The organism is Breoghania sp. JC706 (assembly GCF_037026715.1).
In the GTDB taxonomy this organism is placed as follows: domain Bacteria; phylum Pseudomonadota; class Alphaproteobacteria; order Rhizobiales; family Stappiaceae; genus Breoghania.
On record NZ_JBANCG010000007.1, the window covers coordinates 248,719 to 262,797 of the forward strand.

Annotated in this window: 15 protein-coding genes; 10 read left to right on the forward strand and 5 right to left on the reverse strand. The window is 64.4% G+C overall.

Going from position 1 to position 14,079, the window contains the following annotated elements; translation table 11 throughout:
• Positions 1-2: 2 nt before the first annotated feature.
• Complete coding sequence (locus V2L18_RS16420) at positions 3-332, reverse strand: cytochrome c (RefSeq protein ID WP_336179371.1); 330 nt, start codon at positions 330-332, stop codon at positions 3-5.
• Between the two features lie 121 nt (positions 333-453).
• On the opposite strand from V2L18_RS16420, the gene ggt (V2L18_RS16425) reads away from it, so the two are divergent.
• Complete coding sequence (gene ggt / locus V2L18_RS16425) at positions 454-2,226, forward strand: gamma-glutamyltransferase (RefSeq protein ID WP_336179372.1); 1,773 nt, start codon at positions 454-456, stop codon at positions 2,224-2,226.
• Positions 2,227-2,259: 33 nt separating this feature from the next.
• On the opposite strand, the gene V2L18_RS16430 is transcribed toward ggt (V2L18_RS16425), so the two are convergent.
• Positions 2,260-2,943 carry a response regulator transcription factor gene (locus V2L18_RS16430; RefSeq protein WP_336179373.1) on the reverse strand — a complete coding sequence of 228 codons (684 nt, stop codon included), beginning with the start codon at positions 2,941-2,943 and terminating at the stop codon, positions 2,260-2,262.
• A gap of 169 nt (positions 2,944-3,112) precedes the next feature.
• Here V2L18_RS16430 and V2L18_RS16435 point away from each other — a divergent pair, with 169 nt between their 5' ends.
• The 5 genes from V2L18_RS16435 to V2L18_RS16455 all read left to right on the forward strand — a co-directional run bounded on the left by V2L18_RS16435 (position 3,113) and on the right by V2L18_RS16455 (position 8,262).
• Positions 3,113-3,658: a L,D-transpeptidase family protein gene (locus V2L18_RS16435; RefSeq protein WP_336179374.1), complete on the forward strand. Its 546-nt coding sequence runs from the start codon at positions 3,113-3,115 to the stop codon at positions 3,656-3,658.
• A gap of 96 nt (positions 3,659-3,754) precedes the next feature.
• Positions 3,755-4,645 (forward strand): diaminopimelate epimerase, encoded by an 891-nt coding sequence (gene dapF, locus V2L18_RS16440; protein ID WP_336179375.1) that lies wholly within the window; start codon positions 3,755-3,757, stop codon positions 4,643-4,645.
• A 10-nt stretch (positions 4,646-4,655) separates the two neighbouring features.
• Positions 4,656-5,912, forward strand: a complete 1,257-nt coding sequence (gene mtaB / locus V2L18_RS16445; protein ID WP_336179376.1) for a tRNA (N(6)-L-threonylcarbamoyladenosine(37)-C(2))-methylthiotransferase MtaB — start codon at positions 4,656-4,658, stop codon at positions 5,910-5,912.
• A 123-nt stretch (positions 5,913-6,035) separates the two neighbouring features.
• The gene (ftsY, locus tag V2L18_RS16450) at positions 6,036-7,535 is read left to right on the forward strand and encodes a signal recognition particle-docking protein FtsY (protein ID WP_336179377.1); all 1,500 of its coding nucleotides are present in this window, start codon (positions 6,036-6,038) and stop codon (positions 7,533-7,535) included.
• A gap of 124 nt (positions 7,536-7,659) precedes the next feature.
• A complete protein-coding gene (locus V2L18_RS16455) occupies positions 7,660-8,262 on the forward strand; it encodes a septation protein A (RefSeq protein WP_336179488.1) in 603 nt (200 codons plus the stop codon).
• A gap of 16 nt (positions 8,263-8,278) precedes the next feature.
• On the opposite strand, the gene V2L18_RS16460 is transcribed toward V2L18_RS16455, so the two are convergent.
• Together V2L18_RS16460 and V2L18_RS16465 are read right to left on the reverse strand one after the other, a co-directional pair.
• Positions 8,279-8,629, reverse strand: a complete 351-nt coding sequence (locus V2L18_RS16460) for a hypothetical protein (protein ID WP_336179378.1) — start codon at positions 8,627-8,629, stop codon at positions 8,279-8,281.
• 193 nt (positions 8,630-8,822) lie between these two features.
• Positions 8,823-9,674 (reverse strand): polyprenyl synthetase family protein, encoded by an 852-nt coding sequence (locus V2L18_RS16465; RefSeq protein WP_336179489.1) that lies wholly within the window; start codon positions 9,672-9,674, stop codon positions 8,823-8,825.
• 422 nt (positions 9,675-10,096) lie between these two features.
• On the opposite strand from V2L18_RS16465, the gene mtgA reads away from it, so the two are divergent.
• The 4 genes from mtgA to V2L18_RS16485 all read left to right on the forward strand — a co-directional run bounded on the left by mtgA (position 10,097) and on the right by V2L18_RS16485 (position 12,398).
• Positions 10,097-10,750, forward strand: coding sequence for a monofunctional biosynthetic peptidoglycan transglycosylase (gene mtgA, locus V2L18_RS16470; protein ID WP_336179379.1), 654 nt, complete (start codon positions 10,097-10,099; stop codon positions 10,748-10,750).
• A 154-nt stretch (positions 10,751-10,904) separates the two neighbouring features.
• On the forward strand, positions 10,905-11,090 hold the full coding sequence (gene rpmF, locus V2L18_RS16475; protein ID WP_107988773.1) for a 50S ribosomal protein L32: 186 nt from the start codon (positions 10,905-10,907) through the stop codon (positions 11,088-11,090).
• A 226-nt stretch (positions 11,091-11,316) separates the two neighbouring features.
• A complete protein-coding gene (locus tag V2L18_RS16480; RefSeq protein ID WP_336179380.1) occupies positions 11,317-11,742 on the forward strand; it encodes a hypothetical protein in 426 nt (141 codons plus the stop codon).
• Between the two features lie 308 nt (positions 11,743-12,050).
• Positions 12,051-12,398 (forward strand): hypothetical protein, encoded by a 348-nt coding sequence (locus V2L18_RS16485; RefSeq protein ID WP_336179381.1) that lies wholly within the window; start codon positions 12,051-12,053, stop codon positions 12,396-12,398.
• A 10-nt stretch (positions 12,399-12,408) separates the two neighbouring features.
• Here the strand turns inward: V2L18_RS16485 and ggt (V2L18_RS16490) are convergent, their stop codons facing one another.
• Entirely contained in the window at positions 12,409-13,998 is a 1,590-nt protein-coding gene (ggt, locus tag V2L18_RS16490; RefSeq protein ID WP_336179382.1) for a gamma-glutamyltransferase, read from the reverse strand.
• Positions 13,999-14,079 lie beyond the last annotated feature (81 nt).

Consider the following 14,079-nt stretch of genomic DNA (forward strand, 5'->3'; position numbering starts at 1 on the left):
GCCTATCGGGTCTTCAGCGAGCGGATATAGGCGACGATGGCATCGATTTCAGCACGGCTGAGGGACATGTCCGGCATGACTGGATGCGTGCCGGAAAGCAGGGTTTCGATCTGCTCGGCTGTGAGATCCGACTTGTCGGCAATTTCGGAAAAGGGCGGTACGTCCGGATTGCCGCTCGTCTGGTCGCTGGAGACGACATGACAGTTCGCGCACCAGAGTTGCGAGAGCTTCTCGCCCGCCGCCACGCTCGCGGCCGCCGTGGCCCCGCTCTGGGACAGGCTTGCGGCGAAGGCAGCCAAAAGCAGGGTTCTTGCGATGCGCGATAGGGTCATGGCGATCCTGTCCTCCCGTGATAGCCACCAATTCGAAGCACCAGACTGGTAACTGCCGTTACGTGCGCCAGTATAAGCAGGATACTGAATTCGTTTCGAGCATGGATTGGGAGGATAAAACATGCCGCCTTTTCGTTTCCGCCTCGCCTCTGTGGCGCTTGCCGCCACGATTGCCCTTCTGCCCGCTGCGGTCTCACCCGCGGCATGGCGCCTTGATAGCGCGCGGGCACAGGAAGCCGCTCCCATTCTGTCCGGCCGCGATCTCGCCCACCCCGTAGTCTCGCCCAACGGGATGGTGGCAAGCCAGGAAGCGATGGCGACACGGGCGGGCCTGGAAATCCTCCGAAAGGGCGGCAACGCGGTGGATGCCGCCGTAGCGGTAGGCTTCGCGCTGTCGGTGACCTTGCCCAGGGCGGGCAATCTGGGCGGCGGAGGCTTCATGATCGTCCATCGGGCCGACCGGGGCGAGACGGTTGCCATCGACTATCGCGAAAAGGCCCCGGCCGCCGCCTTCAGGGACATGTTTCTGAACGAAGCAGGCGAGGCAGACACGGAAAAATCGCGCTATTCGGGGCTCGCCGTTGGCGTGCCGGGGACTGTCGCCGGTCTTGTCATGGCCCAACGGGACTACGGCTCCGGAAAGCTGACGCTCTCGGAGGTCATGGCCCCCGCCATCCGGCTTGCCGAAGAGGGCTTCGAGATGCCGGCAAGCCTCGCGATGTCGCTGGAACGCGTGCGCCCCCGGCTTTCGCAGGACGCGGAGGCTTACGTCACCTTCTACGGCGAGGCAGGCCTCCCGATAGAACCGGGAGTGACCTTCAAACAGCCGGCCCTGGCCGCGACGCTGCACCGGATCGCCGATGAGGGCGCCAACGGCTTTTACCAGGGCCCTGTCGCAGAGGCGATCGCACAGACGGTACAGGAACGCGGCGGCGGCATGACGGCAGAGGATCTTGCGCTTTATCGCGCCATCGTCCGCGAGCCGGTGCGCGGCACCTATCGCGGATACGAGATCGCCTCCATGCCGCCGCCCTCCTCCGGCGGCATCCACATCATCCAGATCCTCAACATCCTCGAGGGCTTCGACCTTTCGAAAACAGGGCCCAATTCGGCCGCCACCATCAACCTCATGGCGGAAGCGATGAAGCGCGCCTACGCCGACCGGTCGAAATATCTCGGTGACCCCGAATTCGTCGAAGTGCCGATGAAGGGCCTCACCGCGAAGCCCTATGCGGAGGCACTGCGGGCGAAGATCTCGGCCGGAACGGTGACACCTTCCTCAGATATCGCACCAGCCGATCCCCTTCCCTACGAGAGCGATCAGACCACGCATTTCTCCGTCGTCGATGCGCAGGGCAATGCCGTTTCCAACACCTACACGCTGAATTTTTCGTACGGCGCCGGCTTCATCGCGAAGGGAACCGGGGTCCTGCTCAACAACGAGCTCGACGATTTCTCTGCAAAGCCCGGCGTTCCGAACGCCTACGGACTGATCGGCGGCGAGGCGAATGCTGTGGAGCCGCGCAAACGGCCGCTCTCCTCAATGAGCCCGACGATCGTTTTCCAGGACGGCAAGCCGTGGCTCGTGACCGGCTCGCCCGGCGGAAGCCGTATCATCACCACCGTGCTGCAGGTGATCCTGAACGTTGTCGACCACGGCATGAACATCGCCGAAGCCTCCGCGGCACCGCGCATCCATCACCAGTGGTTTCCCGACGAACTGCGGGTCGAAGACGGCCTCAGCCCCGATACGCTGAAGCTCCTGTCCGACATGGGCTACGAGATCGCGGTGAAGGACGCGATGGGCTCCACACAGTCGATCATGGCGGTCGACGGCATGCTGATGGGCGCTTCCGATCCGCGCACCACGGGCGATCTGACGGAAGGCTACTGAGATAACGGTGCCGGGCCGTCGGGAGCCGGGCGGCTACGGAACCAGCTTGTAGCCGCCGGCCTCCGTCACCAGCAGGGCCGCGTTCGAGGGGTCCGTCTCGATCTTCTGGCGCAGGCGATAGATGTGGGTTTCGAGCGTGTGGGTCGTCACGCCGGAATTGTAGCCCCAGACCTCGTGTAGAAGCACATCGCGCGTCACCGGCTTCTCGCCCGTGCGGTAGAGATATTTGAGGATTGCCGTTTCCTTTTCGGTCAGCCGGATCTTGCTGCCCTTCTGGTCCAGCAAGAGCTTGGCGGAAGGCCGGAAGGTGTAGGGGCCGATGGCGAAAGTGGCGTCCTCGCTCTGCTCGTGCTGGCGCAGATGCGCGCGGATGCGAGCGAGCAGGACCGCGAACTTGAACGGTTTCACCACGTAATCGTTCGCGCCCGCTTCCAGGCCGAGGATCGTGTCGCTGTCGGTATCGTGGCCGGTCAGCATGATGATGGGAGCCTTGAAGCCTCCCTTGCGCAGCACCTTCACGGCTTCGCGCCCGTCCATGTCCGGCAGGCCGACATCCATGATCAGGAGATCGATGTGATCGGAGCGCGCCTCCCTTATGCCGGAGGCGGCGCAATCGCTGGTCAGCGTCTCGAACTCCTCGAAGAGCGACAATTGCTCCACCAGCGCTTCGCGCAGATCGGTGTCGTCGTCGATGATCAGAATTCTTCGAGCGGTCATTCCCGTCCTCCGACGCTCTTCCTCGATCCGATCCGGCAGACTTGTTGTATGCGGAACGGACCATGAGCCATACATGGCAAAGCTTGATCACGATTGCGAGAGGTCAATCATTGCGACTGACCGGCATCCGGGTCAAATCATGATCACGCGACGGTGAAGGAATACCTGTTTGACATCTGTACCAAAACGACTTTCCGCTTCATCGGTCATGCGCGTGCAAAGCCTGTCCCCGCGCGCCACCAAGGGCACGCTCGCCTTCGGACCCTTGACGGTTGCCTGTGCGCTCGGCCGCGCCGGCGCCACCTGGAGAAAGCGCGAAGGCGATGGCGCAACACCCCGGGGAAGCTATCGGCTCGTCCGCGTCCTCTATCGCGCCGACCGGATCGCACGGCCCGTGACGCGCCTGCCGGTGCGCCCGATCCGCCCCGATAACGGCTGGTGCGACGATCCCGGTCACGCACGATACAATTCCCCTGTGCGTCTGCCCTTTGCCGCCTCGCACGAGCGCCTGTGGCGCGACGACCATCTCTATGATCTCGTCGTGATCCTCGATCACAACCAAAGCCCGCGCATCCAGGGCCGCGGCAGCGCCGTCTTCTTCCACCTTGCAGGACCGGGTTACACACCGACCGCCGGGTGCATCGCCGTGCGCTTGTCCGACATGCGGCGCCTGCTGGCCTGCGCCAACGACGATACCGTGATGCGAATCGATTGAACGCGGCACTCGCGGATGCCCACCGGCACTGGCATTCGACGTGCGTTTCCGCCATATAAGGGCGAGTTTCCATCCCGGATCAGGAATGCACCCGCAATGACCGCGCGCGAAATCCCCTTCGTCAAGATGAACGGGCTCGGCAACGACTTCGTCGTTTTCGATGCGCGCGAGAAGCCCGTGCGCCTCACCGAGGCCCAGATCGCCGCGATCGGCGACCGCCGCACCGGCATCGGCTTCGACCAGATGATCATCGTCGAGACCTCGCCGATGGGCGTCGATGCCTTCATGCGCATCTACAACCGCGACGGCAGCCAGGTGGATGCCTGCGGCAATGCGACCCGCTGCATCGGCCGGCTGGTGATGGAGGAAAAGGACATCGATCGCGCCACGATCGAAACCAATGCCGGCCTCCTGAAGGCCTTCGCCACCGACAGCGAGACCCGCGTGACTGTCGACATGGGCGAGCCCAGGCTCGAATGGCACCAGATCCCGCTTGCCGAGGAATTCCGCGATACCCGCGCCATCGAGTTGCAGGTCGGCCCGATCGATGCGCCGGTGCTGCATTCCCCGGCGGTCGTCAGCATGGGCAATCCGCATGCGATCTTCTTCGTCGACGAGGACGCCGACGGCTACGATCTCGCCCGGTTCGGCCCGCTTCTGGAAAGCCACCCGATCTTTCCCGAACGCGCCAACATTTCCATCGCGCAAATCGTCGGGGAGAACGAGATCAAGGCCCGCGTCTGGGAGCGCGGCGCGGGGCTGACGCTCGCCTGCGGCACGGGCGCCTGTGCGATCGCGGTCGCTGCCGCGCGCAAGAAGCTGACCGGACGGTCCGTCACCGTGCATCTGCCGGGCGGACCGCTCTTCATCGAATGGCGCGAGGACGACGGCCACGTGATGATGACCGGGGACACGGACGTGGAGTTCTTCGGCACGCTCGACCTCGACACGCTGGCATGGGCCCGCGAGGAACAGGGCGCGGCGTGAGGTTTCCCACATGACCATCAAGCTCGTGACGTTCGGCTGCCGGCTCAACACCTACGAGTCCGAGATCATGCGCCGCGAGGCGGAGGCCGCAGGGCTCGACAATGCCATCCTCGTCAACACCTGCGCGGTGACGGGCGAGGCCGTGCGTCAGGCCCGCCAGCAGATCCGCCGGGCGCGCCGGGAAAACCCGGACGCGCGCATCATCGTCACCGGCTGCGCCGCGCAGACCGAGGCGGAGACGTTTTCCCGGATGGACGAGGTGGACCTCGTCATCGGCAATACCGAAAAGCTTGAGCGCGCCTCCTACGCCCGCGTTGCCGACTTCGGCATCGATACGGGCGAGAAGGTCATCGTCAACGACATCATGAGCGTGCGGGAGACCGCGGGACACCTGATCGACGGGCTCGAAGGCCGTGCGCGCGCATTCGTGCAGGTCCAGAACGGCTGCGACCACCGTTGCACCTTCTGCATCATCCCCTATGGCCGCGGCAATTCGCGCTCGGTCGGCATGGGTGAGGTGGTGGGTCAGGTCCGGCGGCTGGTGGAAAACGGCTACCGCGAAATCGTGCTGACCGGCGTCGACATCACTTCCTATGGCACCGACCTGCCCGGGGAACCGAAGCTCGGAACGCTCGTCGAGAAGATCCTGAAGCTCGTCCCGGATCTTGAACGGCTGCGGCTGTCCTCCATCGATTCCATCGAGGCCGATCCCGCTTTGATGCGCGCGATCGCGGAGGAAGACCGGCTGATGCCGCATTTCCACCTGAGCCTTCAGGCCGGCGACAACATGATCCTGAAGCGCATGAAGCGTCGGCATTCGCGTGAGGACACGATCGCCTTTTGCGAGGAGGTCCGCCGCCACCGACCCGATGTGGTCTTCGGTGCCGACATCATCGCCGGCTTCCCGACCGAGACAGACGATATGTTCGAAAACTCGCTGCGGATCGTGGACGATTGCGGCCTGACGCATCTTCATGTCTTCCCGTTCTCGCCGCGAAAGGGCACGCCCGCCGCGCGCATGCCGCACGTCGAGCGGGCCATCGTCAAGGAGCGCGCAGCGCGCCTGCGCGAGGCCGGACAGGCGGCGCTCTTGCGCCACCTTGCCGGCGAAGTCGGTCACACCCGCCGCATTCTCGTGGAACGGGAAGGACTGGGCCGCACCGAACAATTCACCGAAACGGAGCTCGCGTTCGGCGCGCCGGGCACCATCGTCACCGCACGCATCAGCGGCCACAGCCATCGCCACCTGATGGCGGAAGTGGCGTGAGGGTCGGTCGGAGGCCATGCCGCAGCGTGCCCGGGATGACAAGAACCGCAGATCGTAACAAGCAGGAGCGGGGCCGAAAAACGACCCGGACCCCGCGGCACCTGATCGAAAGAACGGAATTTCATGGCGGATAGCGAGAAGCGCGGATTTTTCGGACGCCTTTTCGGCGGCGGCAAGAAGGAAACGCCGGAGAGCGAAACGACCCCGGAGGCGGAGGCTACGCGGACCGAAGGCAAAGGCCCATCCGAAGCCCCGGCCGACGCCGATGAGGCAGCGCAATCCGTTGCCGCTCCCGAGACGGCAAACGAACCCGGCCCGCACATCACCGACCCGGTGGTGATGCCGGTCGAGCTCTCTCCAGCCCTGCCGCTCGAGCGCGCACCGGAGCAGGAACCGCGCCACGTGGCGCAAGCCGACGCTGACGAAGAACCGGCACCGGAACAGAACGCCGCGGACGCCCCCATCCTGGAGCTGACGCCGGAACTGGAAGTCGATGCCGACACACCAGAGACGGCAGCGTCCGCGCCGGAAGCGCTGGCCCCGAAGCCCGTTGACCCTGAGCCCGTTGAACAGACCCCTGTCGATCTGCTGCCGGAAGAACCCGAGACCCCAGAACCTGATATCGCAGAGCCTGATATCGCTGGGCCTGATATCGCAGAGCCGATCGCGGCCATCCCGCCGGCCGATGACGTTCCCGCGCCAAGGCGCTCCTGGTTCCAGCGGTTGCGCGACGGCCTTTCGCGATCCTCCTCCGCCCTTGGCGAGGGAATCACGTCCGTCTTCCGCAAGCGCAAGCTCGATGCGGAAACGCTGGAGGATCTGGAAGACCTGCTGATACAGGCCGACCTTGGCGCCGACACGGCGCTCACGATCACCGAGAGACTGGCCGAAGGCCGGTTCGACAAGGAAATATCCGAAGACGAGGTCCGCGCGGTCCTCGCGGAGGAAATCGAAAAGGTGCTGGAGCCGGTGGCCCGGCCGCTTGATCTGGACACCGGCCACAAGCCGCATGTGGTGCTCCTCGTGGGCGTCAACGGCACCGGCAAGACGACGACGATCGGCAAGCTTGCGGCAAAGCTTACCCGCGACGGCAAGAAGGTGATGCTGGCCGCAGGCGACACGTTCCGAGCCGCTGCGGTCGAACAGCTCCGGATCTGGGGCGACCGCACCGGTTCCCCCGTCATCGCACGCCCCACGGGCGCGGATGCGGCGGGTCTCGTGTTCGATGCCATGAAGGAAGCCAAGGCCGCAGGCTCGGACGTTCTCCTCATCGATACCGCGGGACGGTTGCAGAACCGGGCGGAGCTGATGGCGGAACTTGAGAAGGTCGTCCGCGTCATAAAAAAGCACGACCCGGAGGCCCCGCACACGGTGCTGCTGACGCTGGATGCCACCACCGGGCAGAACGCCATGAGCCAGGTCGAGATCTTCGGCAAGACGGCTGGAGTAACGGGCCTCGTGATGACCAAGCTCGACGGCACGGCCCGAGGCGGCATTCTTGTGGCTATTGCTGCCCGGCACGGCCTTCCGGTCCACTTCATCGGCATCGGAGAGGGCATCGACGATCTGGAGCCCTTCACCGCCAAGGACTTCGCCGCGGCGATCGCGGGCGTGGTTCGCTAACGCTTGCGTTGCCGCCGGGCCCTCGACCTGCTAGGCGAAACGAGGGGCGGCAATCAAATGAGACGGGATTTTCGCTTTGGAATTCGAACACGACCCGAGTGCGCCGGATCGCAAACGCGACGAAATGAACCCGCTCTTGAAGCTCGTACTCGAGCTGGGACCGCTCGGCGTGTTCTTCTTCGCGAATGCGCGCGGGGCTCAACTGGCCGAGCTCTTTCCGGCTCTGGCGGCCCTGGGCGGTCCGATCTTCATCGCCACGGCCGCCTTCATGGTCGCGATCGCGATTTCGCTCGTCGTCTCCTACGCGCTGACCCGGCACCTGCCGATCATGCCGCTGGTTACCGGCATCGTCGTGCTCGTCTTCGGCGCGCTGACGCTCTATCTGCACGACGATCTCTTCATTAAGCTGAAGCCGACCATCGTCAATCTGCTGTTCGGAACGGTGCTGCTCGGCGGCCTCGCCTTCGGGCGGTCGTTCCTCGGCTATGTCTTCGACAGCGTCTTCCGGCTCGACGCGGAAGGCTGGCGCAAACTCACTTTCCGGTGGGGGCTGTTCTTCTATTTCCTGGCCATTCTCAACGAGATCGTCTGGCGCAGCTTCTCGACCGATTTCTGGGTGACTTTCAAGGTCTTCGGCATCATGCCGATCACCTTCGTCTTCACGCTGTCCCAGTTGCCGCTGATCAACCGGCATTCGCTGGCCGCGAAAGAGGAAAAAGACAGCTGAACACGGTAGCGCCCGATCAGGAATCCTCGCTGCCGAGTTTCCACGACGGAGAAGCCGCCTCGGCGATGACAAGCGTTTCGTCATCCGGCACCGGATCGCGCCCCAGAACCTCGATCGCATGCCGTGCGGCGGCCTGATAGGCCGCGACACCGTCAAGCGGTCGTTCCTCGTGCGTCACCCTTTCCACCACGACGGCGGGCTCGTCCGCGCCATCATGGATGACGACCTCGTGCTCGTCTGAAGAGTGGGCCCGGGCGTCATCTTGCCGGGCAAATTGCTGCTGGTCCCGCGGATTGTGGTCCGTGGAATGATCCGCCGCCTTTACCAGCGGCATGGGTGCCGGCACCCTGTCGACCGTCTGAGACATATCGGCATCCTGCCCTTGTCACAGCCCCCGGAGCACCGTCGCGGCACACCGGCCCAATCAAGTTCGAAAGATCCTTCTGGACCGTTTCGATCGCAAATCGTCGCAAGAAACCGTTAACTATTGCTTTACGCAGCGGCGCCGGTCAATTCACGGTTCCGGCACGCCACGGCACAGATCGGGACGGCAAAGCTCATCAGCTGCGCCTTTCCGCAATGAAACGGGCGGTCTGGCGCAGGATAGCGCCGCGTGCCCCATAGGGCTCCAGCAGGCCATCGGCCTCGCTCACGAGCCCGGCAAGCGTGTCCTTTGTCCAGTCCACGCCGTGCAGCTCCACCAACGTCGCCTTGCCGAGCGCGGCATCCTTGCCGGTCGCCTTGCCCAGTGCCTCCGCATCGCCGAGGACGTCGAGCAGATCGTCGGCAAGCTGAAAGGCGAGCCCGGCAATCTCGCCAAACCGCGTGAGACGGGCGATATCGTCGGCGCTGCCTCCGCCCATGCGCGCGCCGGCCCGGGCGGCGAAACGGATGAGCGCGCCGGTCTTCATCGACTGCAGCCGCCGAATGTCCGCCTCCTCACAGGAAACGGCACTTCCCAGCAGATCCAGCATCTGGCCTCCCGCCATTCCCCCGAGACCGGAAGCGCGCGCAAGATCCAGCGTGAGCCCGGCCCGCAGATCCGCATCCTCATCCGTTGCCGGATCGGCGATGACATCGAAGGCGAAGGTCAGCAGGGCATCGCCCGCCAGAATGGCGGTTGCCTCGTCGAAGGCACGGTGCACGGTGGGCCGGCCGCGACGGATATCGTCGTCGTCCATCGCGGGCAGGTCGTCGTGGACGAGCGAATAGCAATGGACGCATTCGAGCGCGCATGCGGCCCGCAAGGCGCCCTCGTCCTCACGCCCGAAAAGACGTGCAGCCTCGACGAGCAGAAACGGACGGAGCCTCTTGCCGCCGCCGAGGACGGCGTGCCGCATCGCCGCAACAAGCCGCTCCGGGCGCGCCACCTCTCCCATAAGCGGTACGCCGTCAAGAAGCGCATCGAGCATCGTCTCGACGGTCGCCGCCGTCGCGGCAAGGCGCTCGGCGAAGGTGTCTGGAAAATCGGATGTCACGGAACCACGGGCCTGATCGCTGAAAATGCGGAAGCGTCCAATCGGGAGTGCCTTATGGGACCGACGCTGTCAATTGCCGCACGCGGTGACGTGCGGGCGTCGGCTGGCCTAGGGGCCAACTCGCACTCGCGGCAGGGGGAGGTTTTCCCCGGCTTCGCAGCATCTCGCCGGCGCCGCAAGTCACCGCGGTCTTGACGTGTCGGTTCTCGCGGGACCCTATTGCAGAAATGCAGGCGCGAAGAGATGCGAACGAAAGGACGGCTGGAGTGGCGGCAAGGCAATGGTTCGCGCGGCTTCGAAAGAAAGCGACCGACAACGAACGGCATGGCCGAGCCCGGGTTTCCACCAGACGGCACGTGGCCTGGATTTTCTTCAAGATCGCGGTCTTCATTGCCATGTTGCCGGTCGTGATGACGCTTCTCTATTCGATATTGCCGGCCGTCTCCACGCCAATGCTGGCCCGGCTCCTGACGGGACAGACGGTGGAGCGCATCTGGACGCCGCTCAATGCGATCTCGCCGGCGCTCAAACGCTCCGTCGTGGCCTCGGAGGATGCGCGCTTCTGCGTCCACGACGGCGTCGACTGGAGCGCCCTGATGGAGCAGGTCTCGCGGCTGGAGGACGGCGAGGATGTGCGCGGCGCCTCCACCATCACGATGCAGCTCGCCAAGAACCTGTTCCTGTGGCCATCCCGCAGTTACGTGCGCAAGGCAATGGAAATACCGCTCGCGCTCTGGATCGATCTCGTTCTCTCCAAACGGCGCATTCTGGAACTTTATCTCAATGTCGCGGAATGGGGCGACGGCATATTCGGGATCGAGGCCGCAGCCAGACACTATTACGGCGTTTCCGCCGACAAGCTGAGCGCAACGCAGGCGGCAAGGCTCGCGACCGTTCTGCCCAATCCGATTGCCCGCGACCCGACGGATCTTTCGCGTCGGCACGCCGGGCACGCCCGTGCGGTGCGCCATCGTGCCGATATCGGGCGCGACCTTCTGGACTGCCTTTAAGCGTTCGAGACGGGGACACGAAAAAACATCGCGCAACGGGGTGGCGTCCGCGCTGAGATGCCTGTATAAGCGCGCCATTCTTTCAGGTGAGGCATGTCCGATCCGGCAAGACCGGGACGGGCGTGGCCCGCCTTTGACCACTGGAGAGTTGAACATGGCCGTTCCGAAGCGAAAGACGTCGCGCATGAAGCGCGGTTTCCGCCGTTCCGCGGACGCCCTGAAGCAGCCGGCCTATGTCGAGGACAAGGATTCGGGCGAACTTCGCCGCCCGCATCACATCGACCTGAAGAGCGGCATGTATCGCGGGCGTCAGATCCTTGAACCGAAGGAAAGCATCTGAGCATCCTGAAAGTTCGGGCGATCGCTTGCGAGCGCTGAAACGATGATCGAGGCCGGCGTATTCGTCGGCCTTTTTCATGTCCGGCGACCGGTCCTCCGCATGCAAGAGCACTCGAACGCGTTCGGTTTCAGGCCCAAGATTGGGACCTATTGACGATTGCCGGTGAACCCCGGCACTGCTTAAGACGTTAGGGAATTGCCGTCCAAAGCCACGCATGAGGTCGCCCATGCCGCTCTTCGTCAATATCCCGCTGACCATTGCCCCCCTGATCGTCTACAACATCATTGCCTTCGGTCTCCTGGGAACCGATCCGGGCAACCCCTGGATCCTGCCGGTATCGACCATCCCCCTGCCCTCCGATGCGCGCTGGTCTCTGCTGCTCGGCGATCTGATGATCGCCGTCGCTCTCTTCCTGCTGTTTTTCGAGATCCTCAAGGCAACCCGCGTCGGACGGGGATCGGTCGTCGACCACATCCTGTCGGCTCTCGTGTTCGTCGTCTACCTCGTCGAGTTTCTCGTCGTGCGCGAGGGTGCGACTTCGGTCTTCTTCATTCTCCTGCTGATTTCCCTGCTCGACATGATCGCCGGCTTCACCGTCGCGATCCATTCCGCCCGGCGCGATATCGCCTTCGGACCCGGCGACCAGTCCTGAGCGGCAGAATACCGCCGCATTCCTGAGCGGAAAGCGGCGGCGGCGTATCGCTTTCAATTAAAATTGTATCGAAACCGGGCACATCCGTGCCAACGGCGCTGTGTTGTCGCGCCCGCAGGAAGCCTTTCCGGCCCCCTCCACTCCATCCCGAACACGAAAATCTGCTCGAAAAAGCGCTGATTCGCGGGAATTTACTATTGCCACAGGGCAAATGGTTAACAGATGGTTACCAAATGGCATCCGACTTGCGGAGAAGAATGGAGACGTAGGGCACATGTCCCGCGACGGGACAGTTGGAGGCGAACCCCATGGTGGCACCGGTCGGACCGGGCGGATTTGCGGGATGGAACGCTGGTGGATACCGGCGCGTCGAGCCCGTTTCGGACGCCGATCCGCAGCGCGAGCAGCACCATGGCTCATCGGAAGGCCAGAGCCGTGCGCTCGTCCCCCTTGCCGCCCGAAGCGAGCCGGCGCGTTATCACTATTACGGCACCAACGTCGCCTTCTTGGCCCATCTGATTGCGACCGATGCCGGTGCACCTCAAACCCGTGCCCGGCGCAGGGCCGAGCCCGCTCCCTCCGCCAAGGCCTATGCCACGACGGCGGGCTCCACTTTCTTCCTCAAGCCCGGCTCCATCCTCAACCGCTGCGCCTGAGCGGAACCCTTTACCAGCCAAGCGCACAGCCGTCCTTGCGCGGATCCGAACCCGCGATCAGGACGCCGTTCTCGATCATGATCGCCTGGCCTCCGCCGAGGGCTGCCGGCGCGTTGTGGAGGCGATGGCCCCGCTCGTGCAGTCCCACGCGCGTCGCCTCTGCGATCTGAGCCTCCACGAGAAGCGGACCGTCGATCCCGTCGAAGAAGATGCGCGGCGCATCGATGGCCTGCTGCACGTCCATGCCGTGATCGACGATGTTGCCGAGCACGTGCGCGTGGCCGCAGGGCTGATACGCCCCGCCCATGACGCCGAAGGACAGCCACGGCCGCCCCTCCTTGAAGGCCATCGCCGGAATGATCGTGTGAAGCGGGCGTTTGCGCGGCCCGATGCAGTTCGGATGGCCGGGCTGCAGGCGGAAACAGGATCCGCGGTTCTGCAGCAGGATGCCCGAGTTCGGCGTGGCGACGCCGACCCCGAAACCGCAATAGATAGAGTTGATGAGCGACACGGCCGTCCCCTCGCCATCCACGACCGTCAGATAGACCGTGTCGGAATCCGGCGTCAGCACATCGCTCGGCAATCCCTCGATCCGCGCGCCCGGATCGATCCGCGCGGCAAGATCAGCCGCGAAATCCTTGGAGGCCAGCTCTTCCACAGAGACCGTCATGGCATCAGGATCTGCCACGTGCAGGTCGCGCACCGAATAGGCGATCCGCGCGGCTTCCATTTCCAGATGAAAGCGCTCAGAACCGTTGGGATCGAGACGAGACAGGTCGAAGCGTTCAAGAATGTTGAGCAGGACGAGGGCCGTAACGCCGTGACCGTTGGGGGGAAGCTCGAGCACTCGGACCCCGCGATAGTCTGAGAAAACCGGCTTCACGTCGATGACCTCGATCGCCGCCAGATCCGCCTCGTCCAGAAATCCGCCACGCGCCCTCACCGTCGCCGCGATTTCCGCCGCGATCGGTCCCTCGTAGAAGGCGGAAGACCCTCCTTCCGCTATCGCCCGCAGCGTTCCGGCAAGGGCAGGCAGACGATGGAGACTTCCGACCTCGGGCGCCTTGCCGTCGACCAGGTAGTGACGCGCGGCCCCCTCGTCGCGTTCCAGAAGCCCGGTAAGCCGCGCCCAGTCCGTGCCGACCCTCGGAGCAACCGGAAAACCGTTCTCCGCATAGTCAATCGCTTGCGCCAGCACACGAGCCAGCGGCCACGAGCCGTGCGAGCGCAAGAGCGTTTCCCAAGCCTTGATCGCACCGGGCACGGTGACGGCATGGATCGAATCGTCGGCGATCTCTTTCAGACCCGCCTCGATCAGGCGTTCGGCGGAGACACCGGCCGGCGCGCGGCCGGACCCGTTGAGACCGTGCAGCGTTCCGTCGGGCCGGGCGACGATGGCAAAGCAATCACCGCCGATGCCCGTCATGTGCGGTTCGACAACGCACTGGACCGCAACGGCGGCAACCGCGGCGTCGGCCGCGTTTCCGCCCGCTCGCAGCACGTCGAGCGCCGCCGACGTGGCCAATGGATGCGATGTCGCGGCCATGGCGGTGCGTCCGTGAACCGGCGAGCGTCCCGGCAATTGAAAATCGCGATGCATGTATCCTCCACGTTCGTCTTTTGCGCCGCCGGCGAACGGCAGTTTTTCTCCGGCGCTTGTTTTCCCGCGGGCGTCCGCCTG